Below are 26,744 nucleotides of genomic sequence, written 5' to 3'. Positions count from 1 at the left end.
ACCCCCGCCCGCTGATACCCCCCGCGCTCCAGCGCCTTCCGCAGCCCCTTCACCCGCTCCACGCCGTACGGCTTTCCGCGTGCGTCGTCCACGATCAGGGTCGGGGGGCGGGTGGTCAGCTCCTCGCGGAAAGTCGTCCAGCCGCCGCGTACTGCGTACTTCTCGCCCACCTGCGGGCCGTTGCGGCCTCCGCTGTAGTTGGTGAGCAGGCCCGCCGTCAGGAAGCGGCTGGCCGGTACGCGGTCGGCCAGCCAGTACGTCTCGGGGTGTATGCCCCAGATGAGGACCCGGTCGCCGGGCTGGGTGCGGGCCTGCACGGCGGAGGCGACGCGGGCCGCGTGGGCGAGTTCGGGGCGCGGCGTCACCAGGCCCCACACAAGGAAGAACGCGCAGGTGCAGGCCGTGGTCAGCAGGGCCGTGGGGAGCCAGACCCGGGGCAGGATCTGCAGCGCGGCGGTGCCCAACAGGACGAGGGGCGGGATGAGTTGGAGGTAGTAGTGGCCGAAGAAGTGGAAGCCGAGGCAGACCGCCGCCGTCGATGAGCCGAGCCAGAGCCAGAGGTCGGCGGCTCCGGTGCGGGCGATCCGCAGGACGCGCACGATCGGCTGGAGTACGCCCGCGCAGGCCACGGCGAGCAGGGCGGTGTTGCCCAACGCGCGGAAGAGGACGTGGAGTTCGGAGCCGGTGAAGGAGGCGTAGGCGCCGGAGCCGGTGACGGTCCAGAAGAGGAAGCCGGTGGGGGTGGTCACCAGGGCCGCGGCGAGCAGCGGCGCAAGTCCACCGGCGGTCAGGCGCAGCAGTGCGCCGCGGGGGCGGCCCGACTGCCACAGCAGCCAGAGCACGGGCAGGAGCACCGCCGCACCCGTCTGCTTCGTCAGGAAGGCGGCGGCGACGGCGAGGCCCGCGCAGCCCCAACGGCGCCGGTCCGCACACCACATGGCGGCCGCGGTGCACGGCAGCATGAAGACCTCGAAGGTGGCGGCCTGGGTGTCCTCGGGATTGAGGCCGATGGACAGCAGCACGGAGAGGATCCCGGCCGTACGGCCGGCGCCGTCGCCCCAGCGGCGGCGGGCGAGCGCGGCGAGCAGGGCCGCGGTCAGGAACACCGCCGCTACGGCGAGGATCTTCAGCGGTACGAGGGAGTCGTCGCCGAACAGCGCGAACGCGCCCTGGTAGAGCCAGGGCACGAGGGGCGGCTTGCGGTCGACCACCGTCTCGTACAGCTCACCGCCCGAGGCCAGCATCCTCGCCTGGGTGGCGAGAAACCCCTCGTCGGGGTTCCACACCGGCCAGACGAAGGACGGGATCCGGGTCACGCAGGCGAGTACGGCGAGGACGGCGAGCAGCCTCGGCCAGTAGCGGGTGCCTGCTGAGGACGGTGCGGGCGGATCGTCACCGGCACGCGGACGGGGCACCGGACTCGTACCGGTCCGGTGAATGGGCAGCCCTTGTACGGAACGTGACGAAGCGGAAGGCTCAGCGAGCATAGGGGCCAAGCTAACGGCCCCGCAGCCCTCACCGAAGCGGGACATACGAGGCCGAAGGGTTACGCAGGAAACTCACGTGTGATGACAGGGAGTTGTGGGCCGGGGTCAGCGGCCGGGTCGGTCGACCACCGGTTCGCGTGCCGCGTCAGTCGACCACCGGTTCGCGCGGCGGCAGATGCTTGCCGAGGCGGCTGTGCTTGCGCCCGTACAGGAAATAGATGATCACGCCGAGGACCATCCAGATGCCGAACCGCAGCCAGGTCTCCGCGGGCAGGTTGAGCATCAGCCAGAACGAGGCCGCGACCGAGAGGATCGGGACGAACGGGACCAGCGGGGTGCGGAAGGAGCGTGGCAGGTCGGGGCGCTTCTTGCGCAGGATCACCACGCCGATGGCGACCACGACGAAGGCGAACAGGGTGCCGATGTTGACCAGTTCGGCGAGTTCGTCGATCGAGGTGAAGCCGGCCACGATCGCCACGATCACACCGAGCAGGATCGTCGAGCGGTACGGGGTGCCGAAGCGCGGGTGGACCACGGAGAAGGGCTTGGGCAGCAGTCCGTCGCGGCTCATCGCGAAGAACACCCGGGTCTGGCCCATCAGGAGGATCAGGCACACGGTGGTGAGTCCGACGGCCGCGCCGAAGCTGATCAGGCCCGCCCAGAAGGGATGGCCGACGGATTTGAAGGCGTCGGCGAGCGGGGCGTCCGTGGACAGCTCGGTGTACTTCTGCATACCGGTCACGACGATCGAGACGAGCACATAGAGCAGGGTGCAGATGAGCAGCGAACCGAGGATGCCGCGCGGGACGTCCCGCTGCGGGTTCTTGGTCTCCTCCGCGGCCGTGGCCACGATGTCGAAGCCGATGAACGCGAAGAAGACCACGGCGGCCGCGGTGAAGATGCCCATCACGCCGAAGTTGGTGGGCGCCCAGCCGAACATCAGCTGGATCAGCGGCGAGGTGATGTCGTTGCCGGCCTCGCCCGGCTGGGACGGCGGGATGAACGGGTTGTAGTTGGAGCCCGTGATGAAGAAGGCGCCGACGAGGATCACGACCAGGACGACGCTGACCTTGAGGGCCACGACGACGGCGCTGACCCGTGAGGAGAGCTTCATCCCGGCGATCAGGATGCCCGTGAGCAGCAGCACGAGCAGACAGGCCAGGATGTCGAAGCCGAAGTCGCCGTCCCGCGTTCCCGTGAGGGCGTCGGGCAGGTGCAGACCGGCCGTGTCCATCAGCGAGCGCACATAGCCGGACCAGCCGACCGCGACCACCGCGCAGCCGAGCGCCATCTCGAGGATCAGGTCCCAGCCGATGATCCATGCGGGCAGTTCACCGAGGGAGGCGTACGCGAAGGTGTACGCGGAGCCGGCCACGGGGACGGTCGAGGCGAACTCGGCGTAGCAGAGCGCCGCGAGCGCGCAGACAAGACCGGCCACCACGAAGGCGAGAGCGACCGCAGGACCCGCGGTCTCCTTGGCGATCTTTCCGGTGAGGACGAAGATGCCGGTGCCGATGATCACGCCCACGCCGAAGACCGTGAGGTCCAGGGCGGAGAGCGACTTCTTGAGTGCGTGCTCGGGTTCCTCTGTGTCGCGCATCGACTGCTCGACGGATTTGGTGCGGAACATTCCGCCCCCGGAATTGCGTGTGCCCTGCGGTGTGGTCACCGGTGTGCCTCCCTGCGCTCGTGTCGAGGGACATGATCGGGATGGTGGGCGGGCGGGTACCCGTGACCGGGCCCTACGTCACACGAAAGGCCCGGCCGGACCACCCGTTAAGGGCGGTCCGGCCGGGCCTTGATGACGCTCGGTGCCGGGGATCAGTCCCGGGCCGGCTCCACGGTCTCGCTCGCGGCGCTCTCGTAGCGGCCGTCCAGCTTGGACACGAGACCGGTGACCTGCCGCGCGATGTCCGGTGCGGTCAGACCGATCTCGGCCATGACCTCCTTGCGCGAGGCGTGGTCGAGGAAGCGCGGCGGGATACCGAAGTCCCGCAGCGGTACGTCCACGCCCGCGTCGCGCAGCGCCTGGGCGATGGCGGACCCGACACCGCCGGCGCGGCCGTTGTCCTCGACGGTGACGACGACGCGGTGCTGCTCGGCGAGCGGGGCGAGCGCCTCGTCGACGGGCTTCACCCAGCGCGGGTCGACGACCGTGGTGGAGATGCCCTGCTTGTCGAGCAGACCGGCGATCTCCAGGCACATCGGGGCGAGCGCGCCGACGGAGACGAGGAGGACGTCCGGGCGGTCCGTGCCGGCCTTGCGCAGCAGGTCCATGCCGCCGACCTTGCCGACCTCGGGCACGGCCGGGCCGACCAGGCCCTTGGAGAAGCGCACGACGGTCGGTGCGTCGTCGACGTCGACCGCCTCGCGCAGCTGGGCGCGAAGCTGCTGGGCGTCGCGCGGTGCGGCCAGGCGCAGGCCCGGGACGCACTGCAGGATCGACATGTCCCACATGCCGTTGTGCGAGGCGCCGTCCGTACCGGTGACGCCGGCGCGGTCGAGCACGAAGGTGACACCGCACTTGTGCAGGGCCACGTCCATGAGCAGCTGGTCGAAGGCGCGGTTGAGGAACGTCGCGTACACGGCGAAGACCGGGTGCAGACCGCCGGTCGCGAGCCCGGCGGCGGAGACCGCGCCGTGCTGCTCGGCGATGCCGACGTCGAAGATCCGGTCGGGGAACGCGGCCTGGAACTTCTTCAGGCCGACCGGCTGCAGCATCGCGGCGGTGATCGCCACGATGTCCTTGCGCTCCCGGCCGAGCTCGACCATCTCGTCACCGAAGACGCTGGTCCAGTCGGCGCCGGAGGCGGCGACCGGCAGACCCGTGTCCGGGTGGATCACGCCGACGGCGTGGAAGCGGTCGGCCTCGTCCTGGACGGCGGGCTGGTAGCCGCGGCCCTTCTCGGTGAGGCAGTGCACGATCACGGGGCCGCCGAAGCGCTTGGCGCGCATCAGCGCGGACTCCAGGGCCTGGATGTCGTGGCCGTCGATCGGACCGACGTACTTCAGACCCAGGTCCTCGAACATGCCCTGCGGGGCGATGAAGTCCTTGAGGCCCTTCTTGGCGCCGTGCAGCGTCTCGTAGAGCGGGCGCCCGACGACGGGCGTCTTCTCCAGGAGGTCCTTCGTACGGGACAGGAAACGCTCGTACCCGTCCGTCGTGCGCAGGGTCGCCAGGTGGTTCGCAAGGCCGCCGATGGTGGGGGCGTACGAACGCTCGTTGTCGTTGACGACGATCACCAGCGGGCGGTCCTTGGCGGCGGCGATGTTGTTCAGCGCCTCCCAGGCCATACCGCCGGTGAGGGCGCCGTCGCCGATCACGGCGACGACGTGGTCGTCCTTGCCGAGGACCTCGTTGGCCTTGGCCAGACCGTCGGCCCAGCCGAGCACCGTGGAAGCGTGGCTGTTCTCGATCACGTCGTGCTCGGACTCGGCGCGCGAGGGGTAGCCGGACAGGCCGCCCTTGGCGCGCAGGTTCGAGAAGTCCTGGCGGCCGGTGAGCAGCTTGTGCACATAGCTCTGGTGGCCGGTGTCGAGCAGCACCCTGTCCTTGGGCGACTCGAAGACGCGGTGCAGGGCGATGGTGAGCTCGACGACGCCGAGGTTCGGGCCGAGGTGGCCGCCGGTCTTGGAGACCGCGTCGACCAGGAAGGTCCGGATCTCAGCGGCCAGCTGGTCCAGCTGCTCATGGCTGAGCCGGTCCAGGTCGCGCGGCCCCTTGATGCGGGTCAGCAGGCCCACCCGTGCCTCCTAGCGGTTGTGTTTCGGTCGAGCTGTCAATGCGGTGCCGGGTCTGTCGAGTCTAATGTTCCGCCCGGCAAGGGCGTCGTCGGGTATGTCACGCGTTCGGCGGTACGCAGTGGTGTTTGCGGGGTGTACGCGGCCGGTCCGGCTCCGTGCACGACCGCGTACGGCCCTGTCCGGCGAGGACGCCGGGTGGGTGCTGCGGGGTTGCGCCTGACGCGGGCGGAATTCCCGCCTCCCCCCTCGAGCCGCGCGAGGCCGGCCGGCACCGCTCACCGCTCACCGCTCGGCCACCGAAAGGGTCATGTCCGGCTGTACGGAGACGTCGTCCCGTACGGAGACCTCCTCGCCGCCCCGCCCGCAGCGCTTGCACGCCCCGCGGCGGCGCAGGTGGTACGCGAGGGCGGCCACGCCGAGCGCCGCGCCCCACGCCGTCCAGAAGACGCTGGGGCCCGTCACGCCCCAGCCCGCCTCGTCGCCGACCATGCGCAGGCTCATCAGCCCTGCGGGGATCAGCGCCACCGCGACGACGGTGGCCGGGATCACAGCGAGCAGCGGTGGCACCCGGCGGCCCGCCAGGAACAGCGTCCAACGGGGGAACACCTCACCCCAGCGCGCCGTCAGGCCGTGGGTGAGCGCCGCCCCGCCGAGCGATACGAGTCCCGCGGCCAGCCCCATCGCCAGCATGCCCGGGGTGTCCTGCATCTCCGCCAGGAATTCGTCCGTGATCCCCAGCGGCCATCCGAAGTACCACGCGACCCGGGTGACCTCGTACGGGATCTGCGAGAGCACCGCCACCCACACCGCCCGCCGGCCCCAGCGGCGCAGGGCCGCCGGATCCGTGCCGTGCCGGTGGCCGCGTCCGCAGCGGACACGCGATCCGGCGGTCCTGCGCCGGTACGCGAGCGCGGCGAGGGCCCACAGCAGGCCGCCGGCGAAGACGATGATCAGGTGCACGCGGTGCCAGTAGAGGATGTCGGCCACACCGTCCTGCTGTCCGGGCACCCCGGTGAAGGCGAACACGATCAGGACGGGCCACAGCGCGGCCACGGCGATCAGTGTGTAGTCGGGGATCACCAGGGCCAGCGCGACCCCGCTGCCCCAGCCGTACCAGAGCAGCGCCGTGCGCAGCCGCCCGTGGCCGAGTCCCCGCGCCAGCGCCATCCCGGCGGCCACGCCGACCACGCCGAGGACGCCCGCCACCGTGCCGACCACCTCCGCCGGAGCGCCCTCGAGGAGCGATGCGGAGCGGTGGTCCTCGTCGATCGGCGCGAACGGGTAGGCCACCGCGTCCCCGCCGAGCGCCCAGTACACCCCGAACACGCCGTAAAGCAGCGACCACAGCGCCGCCGCGTAACCGAACCAACTGGCCTTCATCGGCCCTCACCTCCGCGTCGTGGAATCCGATGACTCGAATCCGATGACTCGAATCCGACAGCTCGAATCCGATGACTCGATCCTTCGCCGCCGGGCGCCGCGCGCGCCCGTGCCGATCGGCATCGCTTGCGGCCGGTACGGCGGGACGGGGTGCCGAATGGCAGGGGGCGGGCGTCCGGGCAGGTCATAGGCTCGCGGTCATGGACAACAAGGGGCGGGCGATGGCGCATTGGGCGGGGCCGGTGGCCGGCGCCTGCGGAGGTGTCTCACTGGCGGTGACGGCCGCCCTCATGGCGACAGGCGGGTCAACGGGCCCTGAGGCACTGGCCGTTGCGGAGTTCGGGCTTCTGCTGTCCCTGACGGTGTTCGCGACCCGCTGGTCCGGCGGGCGCGTGGGGGTGGCGTTGACGGCCCTTGCCGCGGCCGCCGGACCACTGTCGCTGTTGCGCCGGGCGCCGGTGACGCAGGCGCTCGTCGCGGGCGTGGCCGTCTGGCTGCTCGTGGCGCTCGCCGCCGTGGGGACGGGCATGTATCTGCGCCTGCTCGACCGGCGCCGCGAGCGGTCGGTCCTTGCGGCGCAGCGCGAACAGCGGCTGCGCCTTGCCGCCGATCTGCACGATTTCGTGGCTCACGACGTGAGCGAAATGCTGGCGCTGGCCCAGGCCGGCCAGGTGCTCGCCGAGCACGATCCGGCCGCCGGGGCGGCCCAGTTGGCCGCGATCGAGTCGGCGGCGCGGCGCGCGCTGTCCTCCCTGGACCGTACGGTGCATGTCCTGCACACCGACGGCGCCGGGGCGCGGGAATCCGGGCGGGCGCCGCTGCCCGGGCTGGCCCAACTGCCGGAATTGGTGGGCCGGTTCGACGCGTCGAGCGTCCCGCACGCGGTGCTCGACTGCTCCACCGAGGACGCGGACGTCTCGCGCGAGGTGTCCATGACCGCCTACCGGGTGGTGGTCGAGGCGCTGACGAACATACGGCGGCACGCGCGGGACGCGACCCGTGTGGAGGTCACGGTGACGGGCCCAGGCCCGGACGGGCTGCGCGTGCGCGTACACGACGACGGCAGGCCCGCGCGCTCCGGGTTCCGGAGGGCGGGGCGGGCCGGTGGCGGCCGTGGCCTTGCCGGCCTGTCCGCCCAAGTGGCCGCATTGGGCGGCGAGTTGACAGCGGGTCCGGCGCAGGGCGACGGCTGGCGGCTCACGGCCCTGCTGCCGGTTCGGGGGCCGGGGCGGTGACACCCGCGCATGACATGATCGGCACCATGGACCACCCCACGCCTGGCGGCTGCCCTATGACGACAGTGGCGCCATGACGACGGTGACCCCGGTACGACGGCGACCCCGGTACGACGGCGACCCCGGTACGACGGCGACCCCATGACGACGGCGACCCCATGAAGACGGTGCCCCTATGACGATCCGCATCCTCCTCGCCGACGACCAGCAGGCGATCCGGTACGCGTTCCGGATCCTGCTCGACGCGCAGCCGGACATGACGGTCGTCGCCGAGGCCGCCGACGGGAAGTCCGCGGTGGAACAGGCCCTGCATCTGCGCCCCGACGTGGTGCTTGCCGACATCCGTATGCCAGGGCTCGACGGCTTGGAGGTCACCCGGGCGCTGGCGGGACCGGAGGTCACCGACCCGATCCGGGTGGTCGTGGTCACGACGTTCGATCTTGACGAGTACGTCCACACCGCGCTGCGCAACGGTGCCTCGGGGTTCCTGCTCAAGCGCTCGGGCCCGGCGCTCCTCGCGGAGGCGGTCCGTGCCGCGGTCGCGGGCGAGGCGCTGATCAGCCCGCAGGTGACCGTACGGCTGCTGCGGCAGCTGACGCCCTCCCCGCGCGCCCGTACCGCCCCGCCGCCCGTCCCGTACGAACCGCTGACCGAACGCGAACGCGCGGTGGTGGAGCGGGTCGCACGCGGCGAGACGAACGCGGAGATAGCGGCCGCCCTGACCCTGGCCCCCGGCACGGTGAAGAACCACCTCGCGGTGATTCAGCGGAAGTTGAACGCCCGCAACCGCGTGGCCGTGGCGGTCTGGGCCTGGGACAGCGGTGTGGTGAGCTGAACCGGCCTCTGAGCCGAACCGGCGGCAGGTCGGCCTGGCGGTGAGCCGGACCCGCGCACCTCAGCCGGCCGTACAGGCCGAAGCCCGGTGCCTGCCGCCGGACAAGCCGAAGCCCGGCACCTCGCAAGGAGGCACCGGGCTGGGGCGTGAGCGGGATTACGCGCGGCCCGCCGACTTCTGGGTCTTGCGGGTGATCGAGTCGATGCAGACCGTGGCGAGCAGGACGCCACCGGTGATCATGTACTGGATCGGGGTGGCGATACCCAGGAGCGCGAGGCCGTACTGGATCGAGGTGATCACCAGTACACCGAGCAGCGCGTTCCAGGTGCGGCCACGGCCACCGAAGAGGCTGGTGCCACCGATGACGGCCGCCGCGATGACGTTCATCAGGAGGTCGCCGGCGCCGGCGCTCTGGTTGGCCGCCGCGATCTTGGAGGCCCAGAAGAGACCGCCGACCGCCGCGAAGAGGCCCGCGATGGCGAAGACGGAGACACGGATCGCCGTGACGTTGATACCGGCACGGCGCGAGGCCTCGACGCTGCCGCCGAGCGCGAAGATCTTGCGGCCGTACGCGGTGCGGCGGAGCAGGAAGTCGCTGCCGACCAGGACGATGGCGAAGAGCAGCACCGCGAGCGGCAGGCCCTTGTACTGGTTGAAGATGATCGCCACGCCGAAGACGGCCACGGCGAGCAGCACCGTACGCAGGATGATCTCGCTCAGCGGACGCGACGGGATCCCGGCGGCCTCGCGGCGCTTGGCGCCGAAGTAGGCCGACAGGAAGTAACCGGCCACGGCGACGACCGCGAGCCCGTAGGCGGCGGCGACATCCGAGAAGTAGTACGTGGTGAGCTGGCCGACCACGCCGTCGCTGTCGATGTTGATCGTGCCGTTGGACCCCAGGAGCTGGAGCATGAAGCCGTTCCAGAACAGCAGGCCCGCCAGGGTGACGGCGAAGGCGGGCGCACCGATCCGGGCGAAGAAGAAGCCGTGGATGGCTCCCATCGCGGCGCCCCCGACCAGCGAAGTGGCGATGGCGAGCCACTCGTTCATGCCGTGGGTCACGGTCATCACGGCCATGATCGCGCCGGAGACACCGCTGACCGAGCCGATCGACAGGTCGATCTCGCCGAGGAGCAGTACGAAGATGATGCCGACGGCCATCATTCCGGTCGCGACCATCGCGACGAAGATGGTGCTCAGGTACTGCGCGCTGAGGAAGGCGGAGTCGAGGCTCTGGAAGATCGCGACGATGACGATCAGACCGACGACCACCGGCATGGCGCCCAGGTCACCGGCGCGCATCTTGCGCTTGAACTCGCCTATGTAGCCCGCGAATCCCTGCTCGCGCACGAGGAGCCGGGGGTCGATGGCCGTGACGGCGTCGGCGGCTGCGGCCGGCGAGTCCACGGGCGCTTTGGTCTTGTCGATGCTCACTTCTGAGCCTCCGCGTTGCTGCGCGCCGCACGGCGGGTCACGGCGTTCTCCGTGGCTCCGGTGATGGCGGAGATGATCTCTTCCTGCGAGGTCGACTTGACCTCGAACACGCCGTTGTTACGGCCAAGGCGCAGGACCGCGACCTTGTCGGCGACGGCCTTCACATCGGCCATGTTGTGGCTGATGAGGATGACCGCGTGACCGCGCTCGCGCAGTCGCTCGACGAGGTCGAGGACCTGCGCGGTCTGCTCGACACCGAGCGCCGCGGTGGGCTCGTCGAGGATGACCAGCTTGGGCTCGCCGAGCAGGGAGCGGGCGATGGCCACGACCTGGCGCTGACCGCCGGAGAGCGAGGCGACAGGGATACGCACGCTGGGGATGCGGATCGACAGGGTCTGGAGCAGCTCGCGCGAGCGGCGCTCCATCTCGACCTCGTCGAGCACCCCGCGGCGGCGGAGCTCACGGCCCAGGAACAGGTTGCCGACGACGTCGATGTTGTCGCACAGCGCCAGGTCCTGGTAAACGGTCGCGATGCCCAGGTCCTGGGCGTCGTGCGGCTTGTTGACGGCGACCTTCTTGCCCTCCCACTCGATGACACCGTCATCGATGGGGTGCACGCCGGCGATCGTCTTGACCAGCGTGGACTTTCCGGCACCGTTGTCGCCGACCAGGGCGACCACCTCGCCGGCGTGGACCTCGAGCTCTACATCGGTGAGCGCCTGGACGGCACCGAATCGCTTGGAGACCCCGCGCAACGCCAGCACGGGCGTAGCGGACACGTGAACCATCTCCTTCGCCGCCTGAGCCTGACCCGGCGGGAGGTTGTACAGAGAAGTGAGGGGTGTTCCGTCCGGCGCCCCGCCGTTGAGCTGCGGGGCTTTCGGCGGCGGGGCGCCGGACGTGCTTCCACGGGAGCGCGCCTTCGACAGGTGCGCAAGTCCCGCAGGGAACAGGGGAGTTGCCTTGCGGCAAGTCCGTGGGGCCGAAGGCTGCCGGTACGGCGGCCGCCCCCGGGCCCCTGGGGACTACTTCAGGCCGATCTTGTCGCAGGCGGCCTTGTACTTGGCCGTGCAGATCTCGTCGACGGTGTAGTAGTTCTCCTTGATGACCGTGTCCTTGATGTTCTCCTGCGTGAGGGAGACCACCGGAACGATCACGGACGGGATGCCCTTGTCGGTGCCGCTGTCGACCGTGCTGGTCTCCAGCGAGCTGTCCAGCTTGCCCGTCTTGGCGATCGAGACGGCCATCTTGGCAACGGTCTCGGCCTCGGCCGGGTAGGACTTGAAGACGCTCATGTACTGCTCACCGGCGATGATGCGCTGCACACCGGCGAGTTCGGCGTCCTGACCGGTGACCGGCGGGAGCTTGGACAGACCGGCACCCTTGAGGGCGGTGATGATGCCGCCCGCCATGCCGTCGTTGGCGGAGTAGACGCCAATGATCTTGTCCTTGCCGAGCGAGGAGATCGCGCCTTCCATGTTGGCGTTGGCGTTCTCCGGCTTCCACTCCTTGGTGTCGTACTCCTTGCCGATGTTCACCTTGCCGTCGAGGACGGAGTGGGCGCCCGCCTTGAACTGCGCGGCGTTCGGGTCGGTGACGGAGCCGTTCATCATGACGACCTGGCCGTCCTTGGCCTTGTCGCCCAGGGCCTTCAGGAGGGCCTCGCCCTGGGTCTTGCCGACCTCGGTGTTGTCGAACGAGGTGTAGGCGGAGATCGGACCCTCGGCCAGGCGGTCGTAGGCCACGACCGGGATACCGGCCTCCTTGGCCTTCTTCACACCGTTGGCGACGGCCTTGTAGTCGACCGCGTCCAGGATCAGCACGTCGACCTTCTTGGTGATCATCGTGTCGATCTGCTGCGACTGGACGGTCGCGTCCTGCTTGGCGTTCAGGTACTCGAGCTTGCCCTTGCCATTGGTGAGCTTGCCGATCTGCTCTTCAATGATGGGCTTGTCGAACTTCTCGTAACGAGCCGTCTGGTTCTCCGGCAGGAGCAGACCGACGGTGATGTCGTCACCCTTGGCCTTGCCGCCGTTGGACTCTTCGGCCTTGTCGCCGGACTCGGCGGCGCTACCACAGGCGGCGAGAGAAACAGCCATGGCGGTCGAGGCGATGGCTATGGCCGCACGACGCATACGCGTATTCACTGGGGAAACCTCCCTGACGAGGCCGCGTCGTTGCGGCCGAGGTGGCAGTGAGTCAACTCGGCCCCGTTGCCAGCGTCAAGGAGTTAATACTTAACGAGATGACAACGGTGCCATTCGTTATCTAAGTGAAGACAGGAGTCGGCGCCGTACGGAGCGCGCCATCGACGGCAGCGCTCTGGACGGATTGGTCGATCAAGGTCGAATCGCCCATCTCGCTGAGCGCGAGGGCGAGGGCCCCGAGAACCTCGGCGCGGCCGCCAAGTGCCCCGGGGAGTACGGAGAGTTGGCGGGCCGCACTGGGGATGGCATAGCGTCCCACCGACTCGCGGATGGGTGCCAGGACCAGCTCGCCGGACTCGGCGAGGTCCCCGCCGAGCACGACCCTCGACGGGTTGAGCAGATTGCAGAGATTGGCGACCCCGCTGCCGATGTGCCGGCCCACGTCCGAGATCACCCGGCGGCAGCCGGGGTCCCCTTCGCGGGCGAGCGCGACCACCTTGTCCATGGTCAGGTCCGTGCCGTGGCTGGACTGAAGCAGCGGCAGCACATAGCGGGCGGCCGCGAAGGTCTCCAGGCAGCCGCGGTTGCCGCAGCGGCAGACCGGCCCCGACTCGTCGAGGGTGATATGCCCGATCTCGCCCGCCGTGCCGCCCGGGCCCCGGTAGATCTCCCCGTTGATCACCAGGCCCGCGCCGACCCCGCTGGCGACCTTGATGTACGCGAGGTCCTTGACCCCGCGTCCACTCCCCCAGACCAGCTCGCCGAGCGCGCCGAGGTTGGCGTCATTGTCGACCGAGACCGGGACACCGAGGCGTTCGGACAGCTCCTGAGCAGGGTTGATGCCCTGCCAGCCCGGCAGGATCGAGGTCGAGCCGAGCGTGCCGGACTCCACGTCGATGGGGCCGGGGACACCGAGTCCGACGCCGGCGACCTTGGAGCGGTCCACGCCGGTGGACTCGATCAGCCGGCTGACCAGGACTTCCGCCCGGTCGAAGCCCTGCGCGGACGAGGCGTCCACATCGAGAGGCTCGGATTCCTCGGCGAGCACCTGGTGCGCGAGGTTGCCGATCGCGACGCGTAGATGCGTATGCCCGAAATCAACCCCTACGACCAGGCCCGCGTCCCCGCTGAGCGAGACGCTGCGGGCGCGGCGGCCGCCCGCCGATGTGGGCGTGACCTCGACGGTTCCGCCGTCCTTGAGCTCGCGCACGATATTGGAGACTGTGGCCGCTGAGAGGCCCGTCGTCCTGGCGATCTCCGCCTGGGTGAGCGAGCCTGCCATCCGCACGGCCCTCACGACCCGCTCGAGATTGGCCCGGTGCAGTGACGACTGCGACCCCGGAGTCTGCACGACGACCTCCTTGCCGGGGCCGCGGCGTCATTGCAGCCCCCCGACTATCTCCAACTTATGAACTCTAAGCTGAGCCTGAGGGGTTGCGCCCCGTCAAGCCCTTGAGAGAAAGAGAACGGCCGGGACCAGGACTGGCCCGGGGTCACAATTCGGACTACGGCCTGGTGGGCGGAGTGATCGAGTCCGCCGCACGGCAGAACGCCCGCCACGGAGTGGAGCCCGGGTTGCGGCAACCCGGGCTCCACTCCGTACAAGAAGGGTCTGCTCCACACACGACTGCCCGCCGAGGCCAACGATCTCGGCTTCGGCGGGCAGTCGGACAGCAGGTGTCAGCGGAAGGTGCCCTGGGACACCGAACCGGCGATCCGGCGCTGGAAGATGACATACACGACCAGTACAGGTGCCACCGTGATCACGATCGCCGCGAACAGCGCACCGTAGTCGATGTCGTAGACCTGAGAGGCCGCGTAGGCGGACATCCCCTGGGTCAGGACCCAGTTGTCCTGGTCGGTGTTCAAAGCCACCGGCAACAGGAACTGGTTCCACAGCCCGAGGAAGTTGAAGATCGCCACAGCGGCCATGCCGGGACTGGCCATCGGCAGCATGACCTGGAAGAACGCCCGCCACTCGCCGGCGCCGTCGATCTGCGAGGCCTCGTAGACGTCATGCGGCAGTGACCGGAAGAACGAATAGAGGAAGAACATCGTGAACGGCAGCGCGAACGCGACGTAGGTGAGGATCAGTCCCAGACGCGTGTTCAGCAGCCCGAAGTTCTGCAACTGGAAGAACAGCGGCACGATCGCCAGGAACACGGGGAAGGTCAGTCCCGCCAGCATCGTGTAGTAGATCAGCCGGCGTCCGGGGAACTGGAACCGGGCCAGGATGTAGGCGCACATCGCGCCGAGGAGCATGACCAGAACCAGTGCGGAGACAACGACGACCGCCGAGTTCAGGAAGTACTTGCCGATGCTCGCGTCGGACCACGCGTTCGCGTAGTTCTCGAACTTCCACTCGTTGGGGAGCGAGAACGGCGACGACAGGATCTCGCCGGTCGACTTGAACGACGACATCAGCACCCACAGCATGGGCACGATCACGATCACGGCCCATATGGAGAGCAGGGTGTGTGAGATCGCCGCGAACCTTCGGTCGCTGCTGTGGGTCCTCTTCACCAGCTTCCGGTCGGCCAGCAGGCTCGGGTCGGCGGTTGTGGCGCTCATCGAGCACCTCCTTCGGCTCCAGCAGGCAGAGCCCCGCTCTCAATGCCCGCAGGTGGAGCCTTGCGCCGGGGAGCCTTCGCTTTCTTGTCCTCGCCACCGCCTGTCAGCCGGTTGACGGCGAACACCAGCGCCGCGAACACCAAGGTGACCACCGCGAGGACGACACCCATCGCGGTGGCGTATCCGAACTGCCCCTTGCGGAAGGCGGTGGTGAACAGATGCTGGCTGATGGTGAGAGTCGAGTTGTCCGGCCCACCGTTCGGCAGCAGCGCCTGTACGAAGACGAAGGCGTCCAGCGCGGCGATGCCCAGGTAGATGTACGCGGTCTGCACGCTGTCCCGGATCGACGGCAAGGTGATCGAGATCGTCGTCCGGAACCGGCCGGCCCCGTCGATCTTGGCCGCCTCGTACAACTCGCCCGGAACACCCTTGATCGCCGCGATGAAGAGCACCGCGTAGAACCCGACGAGCCCCCAGACGAAGGTGAACATCAGGGCCGGCATGGCGGTCGACTTCTCGCCCAGCCAGGCGAACGCCTCGAAGTCGAGACCGAGTTTGTTGAGCATGCCGTTGAGCAGGCCGGCGTTCGGGTCGTACATCTGCGCCCAGATCAGACCGACGATGATCGCCGGCACGACGTAGGGGAAGAACGAGATGATCCGGTAGAACGACGCGCCCCGGATCCCTCGGACAGGACCCTTGCTGGGCCCGCCCAGGGTGATGGCCACCGCGACCCCGAGGGCGAGGGTCAACGTCACCAGCGGCACGACGGCCGCAAGCAGCGCCACGTTGCGCAACGCCTTCAGGAAGACGTCGTCCTCGAACATCTTGGTGAAGTTGTCGAGACCGACGAAGTTGTAGTCGGGGCTGTAGCCGCGCCAGTCGGTCATCGCCCAGTAGATCGCCTGGATGAACGGATACAGGACGAAGAGCACGAAGACGGTCAGCGGTATGCCGAGGAACGCGAGGAAGAACGTCACACGGTCGAAGGTGAGCTTGCGGCGCCGTGGCCGCCCGCCGCGAGCGGCCGACTTGAGCCGGCCGCTCGCGGGTTCGGATTTGGTGATCGTGTCACTCATGGCGGTACTAGCTGACCTCGAACTTCTCGATGGAGTCGTCTTCCCGGATCTTGTCGGAGATCTTCTGCAGAGCCGAGGTCAGGCCCTTGGCGTCGAGGTCGCCGGCGAGGAACGAGTTCCACGGCACCAGCATGTCGGTGTTGATGCCGTACGCGCCGACGAACTTCCAGTCGAAGATGTTCTCGCCCGCGTCGGCCAGCATCTTCGACTGCGAGACCAGCGCCGTCGATCCGTAGCCGTCGGCGGGCACGGTGTCCTTGACGATGGTCGGGGCCAGCTTGGTCTTGGAGAAGTTGGAGGCCGCCTCCTTGGACAGCATCGCCCGCAGCACCTCCTTGCCGCCGGCCGCGTTCTTGGCCTGCTTGGGGACGATGAACGGCTCGCCCGCGGCGGCGCGCACCGCCTCGTAGGGCATCTTCGAGTCGGCGGTGAGCGTCATCTCCGGGATGCCGGTCATCTGGAAGTCCTTCTTGGTGGCGTCCTTCATCTCGTTCTCGATCCAGCCACCGGACGGGTAGAGCAGCGCCTTCTGGTCGTTGCTCCAGCTCGCCTGGGCCTTCTGGAACTGAGTTCCGGAACCGCCCGGGACGAACATCTTCTCCTTGACCATCTTCTCCATGACCTTGAGGACGCCCTGGACGGCCGGCTGCGACCAGGAGTCCGCCTCCAGCTTCTCCAGGGAGATGCGGACCTCGTCGCCGCCCTCCTTGATCGCGGAGTCGATGAGCAGCGTCTGGTAGTACGTGGCGGCTTCCTTGCCGTGGGCGAAGAGGTACTTGCCCTTCGCCTTGGCCTTCTTGCCGAGCTCGTACGCCTCGTCCCAGGTCTTCGGGGCGGTCCAGCCGTTCGCCTCGAACAGCGTCTTGGAGTACCAGACGCCGTACACAGTCATCACGTAGTTGAGCGCGACGAACTTGCCGTTGTACGTGCCGGGCACCTTGACGCCGGCGTACACCGTGTCGGCGATCTTCTTGCCCTCGTAGTTGTTGGCCTCGAAGACATCGTCCAGCGTCTCGAGCTGGTCGAGAATCCCCAGGAAGCCGATCTGGTCCTCACCCGAGTTGTCGATGAGGTCCGGCGGGTTGCCGCCGACGAAGCGGGGCTGGAGCTGCGGGGCGATGTCGACGACCGGCTTGACATCGACCTTGACACCGGCGACCTGCTTCGGGACGACCGTGCCGGCGAAGGTGACGTAGTCGACGCCGTAACCGCCGTCGAAGATGGCCGCCTCGACCTTGGAGTTCTTGGCGACGCCGAACGGGTTCTTGGCCGAGGTCTTGCCCTTCGTGCCCTTGTCGTCGTCCTTGCCGGAGGACGGAGAGCCACATGCAGTCGCCAACGATGCCGTGGCCGCTGCTGCAATCGCCCCGCGCAGGAACATCCGCCTGTCAAGAGACCCCAAACGAGTCGTCATCTCTGCATCCTCACTGATCGATTCGATCTTCATGGGTTTCACTGCGTGTTCGGCCGTCAGGGCCAGGTCGGCGATGCGCTTGCCGCACTTACCTGTGAGCGCGGCTTCGGGTGAGTCTCCGCGTGGAATATCGGCGGAGAGGGACATCCGGGGCGTTTCACCGTTGTTTCGGAGCCGCTCAGCGGCGCCGATGATGATCAGCTGCGAGGTGCGTGGCGCCGTGACCGACGCCCCTGATCAGATCGCGATGACCTACGCCGAGGGTGGATCCCATACTCAAGTCCTCGCCTCCCCCTGGACTCAGGCGGTGCAGCGGAATCCACCGGCGCCCGCGAACAGATGAAGCTCTAAGTGCTGCTGCATTTACTGAGGTGGGCGAACTGTTGACGCCAGAACGTTCTAGGCCCCTTGCTCCCCCGCCGCGCCCCCGCTTCCGCAGGATGCTCGGACGCCGACAGGTATAGTCCACTTCCCTTCAAGTGGGCAAGATCGAATGCAGGTTTGGATGCCAGTCTTTCCTGAGTTGAGACCTCACGGATATCCAGCACCTTGATCACCGGGGGCCGGAGGGAAGCATTCCGGGCCGTACGAGACGTCACGACAGCACACTCGGAGCCGTTCACGCTGCGCGGAACTCGGCCAATCTCGCGCCCATGCCCATCACTCTTGCAACGCTGTCGAGATGGCCTGTCCGGACGAATGGGTCACCTGCGCCCTGGCGGACCGAACGCACGGCACGCGCCCACTTGCCACGCCGGCAGATTCGCACCGCCACCCCCTCGCGCAACCCTGCAACACCCTTGACACCACTGGGCACTTGGCCACCTACTGGACGATGCGCCGACCGTTGACAACGTTGTCCACATCGAGGGAGGGACGCTGATGTCCGGGACTTCCCGCACATCCCAGCACAGCCACCACCGCCGTAGACCGTCGAAATCCATCGCCCTGCTCGGCACGGCCTGCGCCTTGGCCCTGGTCGTCACCGGTCAGGGCGCCGCCGTCGCCGGCCCGCCCCAAGCACCGGCCGCCGCCAAGGAGTTCAGCTCCTCCTTCGAGGACGACCAAGCGGCGATCGACTGGCGCAACACCCCCGAGACGGGCCCCGACGGCAAGAAGAAGGCCTCCGGGGTCGACGGCGGGTTCAGCAGTGGCATTCCGGGCAATGTCACCGACCGCGTCACCGAGGTCCGCGCGAGCGGCGAGAACGCGGGGTCCGGCGAGGTCAAGGAGAACCTGGTCGACCTGGAGTCCTCGTCGAAGTGGCTCACCTTCGCGCCGACCGGCTGGGTCGAGTTCGATCTGGACGATCCGGTCAAGGTCGTGACGTATGCGCTGACTTCGGCCAATGATCACGCCGAGCGCGACCCCAAGGACTGGAAGCTGCAGGGATCCGCGGACGGCAAGGAGTGGACGACCCTCGACACCCGCACCGGCGAGAGCTTCGCCGAGCGCTTCCAGACCAAGACGTACGAGTTCGAGAACGCGACGGCGTACGCGCACTACCGCATCGACTTCACCGCGAACAACGGAGCGGGCGACGCGCTGCAGCTGGCCGATGTGCAGTTCTCCGACGGCGACACCAGCCAGCCGGTCCCCGAGGACATGCAGAGCGCGGTCGACCGCGGGCCGAGCGGCTCGCCGACCGCGAAATCCGGCGCCGGGTTCACCGGGAAGCGGGCGCTGCGCTATGCGGGGACGCACAAGCCGGACGGGCGCGCGTACTCGTACAACAAGATCTTCGATGTCGATGTGGCGGTCGAGCGCAATACGGAACTCTCGTACCGCATCTTCCCGCAGCTGCCGGAGAACGAGCCGGACCTGAAGTATCCGGCGACCTTCGCCAGTGTCGATCTCGCCTTCACCGACGGCACATATCTGAGCGATCTGGGCGCGGTCGACGCGCACGGCGGAAAGCTCACTCCGCAGGGGCAGGCCGAGGCGAAGCGGCTGTATGTCAACCAGTGGAACCACGTGGCCTCGGACATCGGCCGGGTGGCACGCGGAAAGACCATCGACCGGATTCTGGTCGCGTACGACGCCCCGAAGGGGCCGGCGAAATTCCGCGGCTGGCTCGACGACATATCCATCGCCCCGAAGGCGCCCGAAGAGGTGCACAGCAACCTCTCGGACTACGCCTCGACGACCCGCGGCACCAATTCCAGCGGCGGCTTCTCGCGCGGCAACACCTTCCCCGCCACTGCCGTGCCGCATGGATTCAACTTCTGGACGCCGGTGACCAACGCCGGCTCGCTCAGCTGGCTCTACGACTACCAGCGGGGCAACAACGCGGACAATCTGCCGGCGATCCAGGCGTTCAGCGCCAGCCATGAGCCGAGCCCGTGGATGGGCGAGCGGCAGACGTTCCAGGTGCTGCCGTCCAAGGACGCCGGAACGCCCGAACTCGACCGGGCCAAGCGGGCGTTGCCCTTCAAGCACGCGGACGAGACCGCGAAGCCGCACTACTACGCGGTGAAGTCGACGAACGGCATCACCTCCGAGATCACGCCGACGGACCATGCGGCGCTGATGCGCTTCACGTATCCGGACGACAACGCCTCGGTGATCTTCGACAACGTCTCGGACAAGGCCGGGCTCACGCTCGACACCGACAAGGGTGTCGTGACCGGGTACTCGGACGTGAAGAGCGGTCTGTCGACCGGCGCCACGCGGCTCTTCGTGTACGGGACCTTCGACAAACCCGTCACGAGCGGTGCCGCGTCCGGGGTGAAGGGCCACTTCCGCTTCGACGCGGGCGAGGACCGGACGGTGACGATGCGGATCGCGACCTCGCTGATCTCGGTGGACCAGGCGAAGGCGAACCTGGACGCGGAGCTCCCGGCGGGCCGGTCGTTCTCCGCGGTGAAGTCCGCCGCGCAGAAGCAGTGGGACGACATCCTCGGCCGCGTGACGGTCGAGGGCGCCACGCACGACCAGCTGGTCACGCTCTACTCCTCGCTCTACCGGCTGTACCTCTACCCCAACTCCGGTTTCGAGAAGGTCGGTTCGAAGCACCTGTACGCGAGCCCCTTCTCGCCGGCCGAGAAGCCGGACACTCCGACGCACACCGGCGCGAAGATCGTCGAGGGCAAGGTGTACGTCAACAACGGGTTCTGGGACACGTACCGGACGACCTGGCCCGCGTACTCCTTCCTCACTCCCGGCAAGGCCGGTGAGCTGGTGGACGGATTCGTCCAGCAGTACAAGGACGGCGGCTGGATATCCCGCTGGTCCTCGCCGGGTTACGCGGATCTGATGACCGGCACGTCCTCGGACGTCGCTTTCGCGGACGCGTATGTGAAGGGTGTCGACTTCGACGCGGCGTCGGCCTATGAGGCGGCGCTGAAGAACGCCACCGTGGTGCCTCCGTCGTCGGGCGTAGGCCGCAAGGGAATGGAGACGTCCCCCTTCCTCGGTTACGCGTCGACGGAGACCCACGAGGGCCTGTCCTGGTCGCTCGAGGGCTATCTCAACGACTACGGCATCGCACAGTTGGGACGGAAGCTCTACCGCGAGACCGGAAAGAAGCGCTACAAGGAGGAGTCGGATTACTTCCTCAACAGGGCCCAGAACTATGTGAAGTTGTTCGATGCCGCCGCCGGCGGCGGGGACACGGACAGCAAGGGCTTCTTCCAGGGCCGCGACCTGAAGGGCGACTGGCGCGTCCCGTCCGGCGCGTACGACCCGCGGATCTGGGGTTACGACTACACCGAGACGAACGGGTGGGGTTACGCGTTCACCGCGCCGCAGGATTCGCGCGGTCTGGCCAATCTGTACGGGGGCCGCTCCGGGCTCGGCGACAAGCTGGACACGTACTTCTCGACGCCGGAGACCGCATCGCCCGAGTTCAAGGGCTCGTACGGCGGCGTGATCCACGAGATGACCGAGGCGCGGGACGTCCGGATGGGCATGTACGGGCACTCGAACCAGGTCGCCCACCACGCCACGTACATGTACAACGCGGCCTCGCAGCCCTGGAAGACACAGGAGAAGGTCCGCGAGGTGCTGTCGCGGCTTTACGTCGGCAGCGAGATCGGGCAGGGCTATCACGGTGACGAGGACAACGGCGAGCAGTCGGCCTGGTACCTCTTCTCCGCGCTCGGCTTCTACCCGCTCGTGATGGGCAGCGGCGAGTACGCGATCGGCTCGCCGCTGTTCGACAAGGCGACGGTCCGTATGGACAACGGGCGGACGCTGGTCGTGAAGGCGCCGAAGAACAGTGCGTCGAACATCTACGTCCAGGGGCTGAAGGTCAACGGCAAGCAGTGGTCGTCGACCGCACTTCCGCACGCGGTGATCGCGAAGGGCGGTGTCCTGGAGTTCGACATGGGTCCGAAGCCGTCCAAGTGGGGCACGGGAGGTTCGGCGGCCCCGGTTTCGATCACGCGCGACGACAAGGTGCCGTCGCCACGGGACGATGTGCTTGCGGGTGCGGGTGAGCTGTTCGACAACTCATCGGCCACGTCCGCCACTTCGGCCTCGGTGGACCTCCCGGTCTCCGACCGCACGCGTGCGCTCCAGTACACCCTGACCTCGGCGGACAAGGCCGAGGCCCCGTCGGGCTGGGTACTGCAGGGCTCGTCGGACGGGTCGCGCTGGACGGACCTGGACGAACGCTCGGGCGAGTCCTTCGCGTGGGACCGGCAGACTCGGGCGTTCACGGTGGACGACCCGGGTGCGTACGCGAAGTACCGCCTGGTGTTCGCGGGCGGCGAGGCGACGTTGGCGGAGGTGGAGCTGATCTCCTGACCCACGCTGCGTGAGGCGCCGGGTGAGCGGGCTATGGCCGGCTCACCCGGCGCTTTCGTCTGCGGCGCGCCATCGAAGCGGCCCGCTGAGCGTACGGATGCCTCAGAACCCGCCCCGGTGCAGCCGTCCCTCGTAGCGGGCCTCGAGGGTCGCGTTGCGTTCGAAGCCGCCCGGGAGGTTGGCGGAGATGTAGACCGGGACGTCGTAGCCCTCGGCGATCAGCAGGGCCACGCTGTCGGCCACCACCATCTGGGCCAGGGTCGAGGACGTGAGGGTGGAGACGCCGCACAGGTGGCCACCGCCGGGCAGCGGCAGCAGGGCGTCACCCGCCGGTGCGCCGTTGTCGAGCACCGCGTCCGCCAGGTCGGCGAGGCGCTTGCCGCTGGCGTGCAGGGCGGGGACGGAGCGGGTGTGTTCCATCGAGGTGATGGCCACGAGGTGGTGGCCCTTCTCCTTCACCAACTGCGCCATGTCGACGATGGAGTTGTTGACCCCCGAGTTGGAGATGATCACGAAGAGGTCCTGCGGGCGCGGGGTGCTCAGTTCGTAGAGCCGCGCGGCGAGTCCCGGCCGGCGTTCGAGCAGCGGGTCGGCCAGCACGGAACGGTCCTCGCCGCCGCGGAGCACCAGGTCGCCGAGGCCGATCCGGTTCGTGGGGATCAGTCCTCCCGCGCGCCCCGAGATCTCCAGCGCCGTGGCCTGCGAGTGGCCGGTGCCGAAGGCGTGGATCACTCCGTCGGCCGCGACACTGTCCGCGAACAGGCGGGCCGCCACCGTCACCGCCTCCTTGTTGGCGTCGATCGCCGCGTCGAGGGCGGCGCGCGCCTGGTCGGCGAAGAGGCTTGCGCTGATCTGCGGGTCGGTCATGGAGTTCCCACTCTCACTGTTCGGACTCAGTGTTCGGACTCAGTATTCGGACTCAGTGTTCGGTTCACTGTTTCGGATTCACTGTTTCGGTTCATCGAACCGCCAAGGTTCAGGATCGTTGAAACGATGAACCAGGCGGGTCAGTGCGTCAAGAGGCCGGCCAGCGCCACGGCCCCCGCCCCGCCGTCCCGAACAGCCGTCAGACGCAGCCCCATTGACTCCACCCGTACGGCGAGACGACCGGCCAGCGGGCCGCCCGGCGCGATCAAGCCGCCCGTGGCGACCAGGAGTTCACCGCGGCGGGCGCCCAGCACACGGAGCTTGTCGGCCAGTTCGTCGGCCGCGTCGTCGAGCAGCCCGAGCGCCACCTGATCGCCTTCCGCCGCGGTCCCGACCACCAGCGGGCTGAGCGCCGCCAGCGCTGCCGGCGGCCGGGAGTAGGCCCAGTCCGCGATGACGTCCCTGAGCAGCGGGCGGTCGTCACGGTCCTTCCCGGGCGCGGCCAGCTCCAGCACGCGCTCCACGAGCAGCGAGTGCGGTCCACGTCCATCCAGGGCCCACAGGGCCGCCCGCACCGCCTCCCGCCCCAGCCAGAACCCGCTCCCCTCGTCGCCGAGCAGCCATCCGTGCCCGTCCACGATCTGTGCGCTGCGCCGTCCGCTGATCCGCGCGGCGGTCGCACCCGTACCCGCGATCAGGACGAGCCCGTCCGCCGGCGCCCCGGGGCCCGAGGCGAACGCGACTTCGGCGTCCCCGTACACCTCGAGGGCGGCCGCCTCGATGCCCAGCTCCTCGAGCGCCCGTGCCAGGCACGCCACCGCGGCGTCCCGCCCGCGCCCGTACCCTCCGCCCGCGAAACCGGCCGCGACGACGGCTCCGCGGCCGCGCATCCCGGCCGGCACGGCGGCCGCCATCGCCTCGCTCAAATGCCGTACGAGGGCCTCGGGTCGGACGCCCAGCGCGTTGCCTGGGCCACTGTCCCCCGTACCCACCGGCCGGCCCGTGGCGTCTGCGCAGTACGCGCGGGTACGGGTGCCTCCGGCGTCGATCCCTATCAGCAGGGGCAGTTCGCGGGAGGCCAAGGACCGTTCCGATGATTCATGGATCACACTGCATGGTGGTTGATAGAATCGCCGCCTGACAAGAGCTTCGCGCGCCGAGCCGGGCCGCACTGCCCAGCGCACTCCCCAGCACCGCCCCGCCACAAGCCACAACCCGCGAGCCCCGCGCACCCGCCACGAATCGAGCCGAGCCCCCGTGATCACCACCCTGATCCACTCCGAACTGCCCCGGCTGACCGCCTCGTTGCGCAAGGTCGCCGAGCAGGTGCTCACCGATCCGGCGGCGCTGGCCCACACCTCGGCGGCGGACCTCGGGCGCCGCACCGGCACATCACAGGCGACGGTCACCCGCTTCTGCCAGGCCATCGGGCTCGACTCGTACCAGTCACTGCTGCTCGAACTCGCCAAGGAGCAGGGGCAGTTCGCCCAGGAGGGGTTCACGCGGGGGCAGCCGCTCGGGCCCGACATCGGCCCCGACGACACCCTGGACCAGGTGATCGAGGTCATCGCGCACGCCGATCTCCAGGCGCTGCGCGGCACCGTCGAGCGCCTCGACCGCGACGCCCTCGAACGTGCGGCACGGGCTGTGGCGAAGGCCCGCCGTATCGATGTCTACGGTGTGGGCGCTTCGGGCGTGCTGGCCCGTGAGGCGGAGTCGCGACTGTTCGGGATCGGCTGCCAGGCCAGGGGCTGGACCGAGGTGCACGCCGCGGAGACCTCGGCGTCCCTGCTCACGCCCGCCGACGTGGCCGTCGCGCTCTCGCACTCCGGCAGTACGCGCGAGGTGGTGAGCCCGCTGCGCCTTGCCGCCGAGCGAGGGGCCACCACGATCGCCATCACCTCCGACCCCCGCTCCCCCGCAGCCCAGGCCGCTTCGCTGCACCTCGCCTCGACCTCCGGCGAGACGAGCTTCCGGCACGGCGGGTTCGGCACGCGGCACTCCGTCCTGCTGATCATCGACTGCCTGTACGCACGGGTGGCCCAGCTCTCGTACGACCGGGCCACGGCCTCGATCGCGCTCACGGAACACATTCGCGAGGAACACGCGGCACGCGGCCGGCGCCGCACCTAGCCGGGCGGGCTGCCCAGCCGGGGCGGGCTGCTCAACCGGGGCGCGCCGCTCACCCGGGGGCACGCCGCTCACCCGGGGCGGCCCGCCGCATCCCGCGCCGTCAGCGCCTCGTAGTGCTCCACCTTCGCGTCCAACGCCCCCAGGCAGTCCGTGAGTTCGGCGATCTGCCGTCGTACGGCCTCGCGGTGCCGGCGCAGCAGCGCGAGCCGGTCCGGTGCGCTCGCGTCACCCTGTCTGCGCAGCTGTGCGAAGCGCTGCATGTCGCGGATGGGCATCCCCGTGGTGCGCAGCCGGGTCAGGAACGCGAGCCACGCGAGGTCCTCATCGCGGTACCGTCGCCGCCCGTCCGGCCCGCGTTCCACCCGGTCGAGGAGCCCGATCCGCTCGTAATAGCGCAGCGTGTGGGCGCTCATGCCGGTGAGCTCGGAGGTCTCGGTGATGGTCCGGGTGCCGCGGCCGGTGCCCGAGACGCTCCCGCCCCTACGCGAGGTGCTCCGGCCTGTACCTGATGCAGTCATGCCACCACCGTAGGCAGACCCCGGCCCCCGACCCCCGCGATCAGTGGTTCTCGAACACCTCCCTGGCCACGCCCACCGCGTTCAGGACCCGCGGGAACCCGGCGTACGACACGGTGTGCAGCAGCGTCTCGATCACCTGGGCCGGGCTCAGGCCGACGTTCAGGGCCGCGCCGATGTGGACGCGCAGCTGCGGGGCGGTGTCGCCGAAGGCGGTCAGGGCGCCGACGGTGACCAGCTGACGGCGCTGCGGGCTGAGCCACGGCCGGTGGTAGACGTCGCCGAACGCGAACTCCACGATGTAGCGGCCCAGATCGGGCGCGATGTCCCCCAGCGACTCGATCACCTCGAGCCCGTGCTCGCCGTCGATCCGCTTCAGGTTCTCGGCGCCGCGCTCGTAGCGGTCGCGGGGATCGTTCTGTACGGGCGGCTCGAACGTCACGCCGCGGTCGGCGAAGACCTTCCGCGCCACGGAGACCGCGTTCAGCGCCCGGGGAAAGCCCATGAACGGCACGGTGTGGATCAGCGCTTCGACGATCTCGGCGGGGCGCACGCCGACCCTCAGGGCCGCGTCGATATGGAAGTCCAGCTGCGGTGCGGTGTCGCCCTGGGCGGTGAGCGCGCCGATCGTCACCAACTGCCGTTGCTGCGGGTCGAGTCCGGGCCGTGAGTAGACGTCGCCGAACGCGAACTCGACGATGTAGCGGCCCAGATCGGGGGCGATGTCCTGCAAGGACCTGATGGTCTCGGCTCCGCGCTCGCCCGAGATCCGGCGCAGGGTGGCGAAGCCCCGGGCGTAGCGGTCGGACTCCGCGTGCGCCGCGGCGGCCGGTCCGGCAGCGGCGAGCGGTACGCCCGCCACCCCGAGCCCGACGAGGGCGGCCTTGGCGACGGCGCGGCGGCTGGTGACGGAGTGCTGCTGCTCTTGCTGAGTCATGGCGCCACCGTAGAAATTAGAGCGCGCGCTAACACAAGCCCCGTCCTGCCCTGCCCGCTCACAGCCCCCGGTCACCGTGCGTCATCACGCGCGACAACAGGCCGCACCCCTTATATGGTGAATAGTCCGATACGTGACGACCGCATCGCGAACGTAGCGCGCACGCCCCCAAGGAGAGCGCCTTGTCGCAACCGGACCTCCCCCAGGCCCCCGGCCC

19 protein-coding genes are annotated in these 26,744 nt (G+C 69.0%); 4 read left to right on the top strand and 15 right to left on the bottom strand.

The window, feature by feature from the left end:
• From G6045_RS23180 to G6045_RS23165, 4 genes are all read right to left on the bottom strand, one after another.
• Positions 1-1,487 (bottom strand): ArnT family glycosyltransferase (locus G6045_RS23180; RefSeq protein ID WP_165333979.1); only part of this gene is annotated, 1,487 nt, incomplete at its 3' end.
• Between the two features lie 145 nt (positions 1,488-1,632).
• Positions 1,633-3,117: an amino acid permease gene (locus tag G6045_RS23175; RefSeq protein WP_165333982.1), complete on the bottom strand. Its 1,485-nt coding sequence runs from the start codon at positions 3,115-3,117 to the stop codon at positions 1,633-1,635.
• 191 nt (positions 3,118-3,308) lie between these two features.
• Positions 3,309-5,231 (bottom strand): 1-deoxy-D-xylulose-5-phosphate synthase, encoded by a 1,923-nt coding sequence (gene dxs, locus G6045_RS23170; RefSeq protein WP_165333978.1) that lies wholly within the window; start codon positions 5,229-5,231, stop codon positions 3,309-3,311.
• 282 nt (positions 5,232-5,513) lie between these two features.
• A complete protein-coding gene (locus tag G6045_RS23165; RefSeq protein WP_206344076.1) occupies positions 5,514-6,611 on the bottom strand; it encodes an NYN domain-containing protein in 1,098 nt (365 codons plus the stop codon).
• 200 nt (positions 6,612-6,811) lie between these two features.
• Between G6045_RS23165 and G6045_RS23160 the strand changes: the two genes are divergently transcribed.
• Both G6045_RS23160 and G6045_RS23155 read left to right on the top strand, forming a co-directional pair.
• The gene (locus tag G6045_RS23160; protein ID WP_165333977.1) at positions 6,812-7,846 is read left to right on the top strand and encodes a sensor histidine kinase; all 1,035 of its coding nucleotides are present in this window, start codon (positions 6,812-6,814) and stop codon (positions 7,844-7,846) included.
• Between the two features lie 175 nt (positions 7,847-8,021).
• Positions 8,022-8,681: a response regulator gene (locus tag G6045_RS23155; RefSeq protein WP_165333976.1), complete on the top strand. Its 660-nt coding sequence runs from the start codon at positions 8,022-8,024 to the stop codon at positions 8,679-8,681.
• A gap of 156 nt (positions 8,682-8,837) precedes the next feature.
• Here G6045_RS23155 and G6045_RS23150 read toward each other — a convergent pair whose 3' ends face one another.
• The 7 genes from G6045_RS23150 to ngcE all read right to left on the bottom strand — a co-directional run bounded on the left by G6045_RS23150 (position 8,838) and on the right by ngcE (position 17,251).
• Positions 8,838-10,115 (bottom strand): sugar ABC transporter permease, encoded by a 1,278-nt coding sequence (locus G6045_RS23150; RefSeq protein ID WP_165333975.1) that lies wholly within the window; start codon positions 10,113-10,115, stop codon positions 8,838-8,840.
• Positions 10,112-10,903: an ATP-binding cassette domain-containing protein gene (locus G6045_RS23145; protein WP_165333974.1), complete on the bottom strand. Its 792-nt coding sequence runs from the start codon at positions 10,901-10,903 to the stop codon at positions 10,112-10,114. The genes G6045_RS23150 and G6045_RS23145 overlap by 4 nt, the downstream gene beginning before the upstream one ends.
• Before the next feature lie 237 nt (positions 10,904-11,140).
• Positions 11,141-12,250 carry a sugar ABC transporter substrate-binding protein gene (locus tag G6045_RS23140; protein ID WP_165333981.1) on the bottom strand — a complete coding sequence of 370 codons (1,110 nt, stop codon included), beginning with the start codon at positions 12,248-12,250 and terminating at the stop codon, positions 11,141-11,143.
• A 133-nt stretch (positions 12,251-12,383) separates the two neighbouring features.
• Positions 12,384-13,613, bottom strand: a complete 1,230-nt coding sequence (locus G6045_RS23135; RefSeq protein WP_165333973.1) for an ROK family transcriptional regulator — start codon at positions 13,611-13,613, stop codon at positions 12,384-12,386.
• A gap of 329 nt (positions 13,614-13,942) precedes the next feature.
• A complete protein-coding gene (locus G6045_RS23130) occupies positions 13,943-14,833 on the bottom strand; it encodes a carbohydrate ABC transporter permease (protein WP_165333972.1) in 891 nt (296 codons plus the stop codon).
• Positions 14,830-15,912: a carbohydrate ABC transporter permease gene (locus G6045_RS23125; RefSeq protein WP_165333971.1), complete on the bottom strand. Its 1,083-nt coding sequence runs from the start codon at positions 15,910-15,912 to the stop codon at positions 14,830-14,832. Before G6045_RS23125 ends, G6045_RS23130 begins: the two co-directional genes overlap by 4 nt.
• Before the next feature lie 7 nt (positions 15,913-15,919).
• A complete protein-coding gene (gene ngcE / locus G6045_RS23120) occupies positions 15,920-17,251 on the bottom strand; it encodes an N-acetylglucosamine/diacetylchitobiose ABC transporter substrate-binding protein (RefSeq protein ID WP_235968203.1) in 1,332 nt (443 codons plus the stop codon).
• 957 nt (positions 17,252-18,208) lie between these two features.
• On the opposite strand from ngcE, the gene G6045_RS23115 reads away from it, so the two are divergent.
• Positions 18,209-22,075 (top strand): GH92 family glycosyl hydrolase, encoded by a 3,867-nt coding sequence (locus G6045_RS23115; RefSeq protein ID WP_165333969.1) that lies wholly within the window; start codon positions 18,209-18,211, stop codon positions 22,073-22,075.
• A gap of 102 nt (positions 22,076-22,177) precedes the next feature.
• Here G6045_RS23115 and G6045_RS23110 read toward each other — a convergent pair whose 3' ends face one another.
• Together G6045_RS23110 and G6045_RS23105 are read right to left on the bottom strand one after the other, a co-directional pair.
• Positions 22,178-22,942 carry a sugar isomerase domain-containing protein gene (locus G6045_RS23110; protein WP_165333968.1) on the bottom strand — a complete coding sequence of 255 codons (765 nt, stop codon included), beginning with the start codon at positions 22,940-22,942 and terminating at the stop codon, positions 22,178-22,180.
• Between the two features lie 140 nt (positions 22,943-23,082).
• On the bottom strand, positions 23,083-24,024 hold the full coding sequence (locus G6045_RS23105; protein ID WP_235968201.1) for an N-acetylglucosamine kinase: 942 nt from the start codon (positions 24,022-24,024) through the stop codon (positions 23,083-23,085).
• Between the two features lie 175 nt (positions 24,025-24,199).
• Here G6045_RS23105 and G6045_RS23100 point away from each other — a divergent pair, with 175 nt between their 5' ends.
• Positions 24,200-25,075 carry a MurR/RpiR family transcriptional regulator gene (locus G6045_RS23100; RefSeq protein WP_165333967.1) on the top strand — a complete coding sequence of 292 codons (876 nt, stop codon included), beginning with the start codon at positions 24,200-24,202 and terminating at the stop codon, positions 25,073-25,075.
• A 68-nt stretch (positions 25,076-25,143) separates the two neighbouring features.
• Here G6045_RS23100 and G6045_RS23095 read toward each other — a convergent pair whose 3' ends face one another.
• Complete coding sequence (locus tag G6045_RS23095; protein WP_165333966.1) at positions 25,144-25,593, bottom strand: MerR family transcriptional regulator; 450 nt, start codon at positions 25,591-25,593, stop codon at positions 25,144-25,146.
• 40 nt (positions 25,594-25,633) lie between these two features.
• A complete protein-coding gene (locus G6045_RS23090) occupies positions 25,634-26,527 on the bottom strand; it encodes a carboxymuconolactone decarboxylase family protein (protein ID WP_165333965.1) in 894 nt (297 codons plus the stop codon).
• Positions 26,528-26,744: the final 217 nt, after the last annotated feature.

The sequence above is a fragment of the Streptomyces mesophilus genome, assembly GCF_011044995.1.
In the GTDB taxonomy this organism is placed as follows: Bacteria; Actinomycetota; Actinomycetes; order Streptomycetales; family Streptomycetaceae; genus Streptomyces; species Streptomyces mesophilus.
The sequence above is the reverse complement of the archived record's forward strand: the minus strand, read 5'-3'. Positions and strand labels throughout refer to the sequence as shown.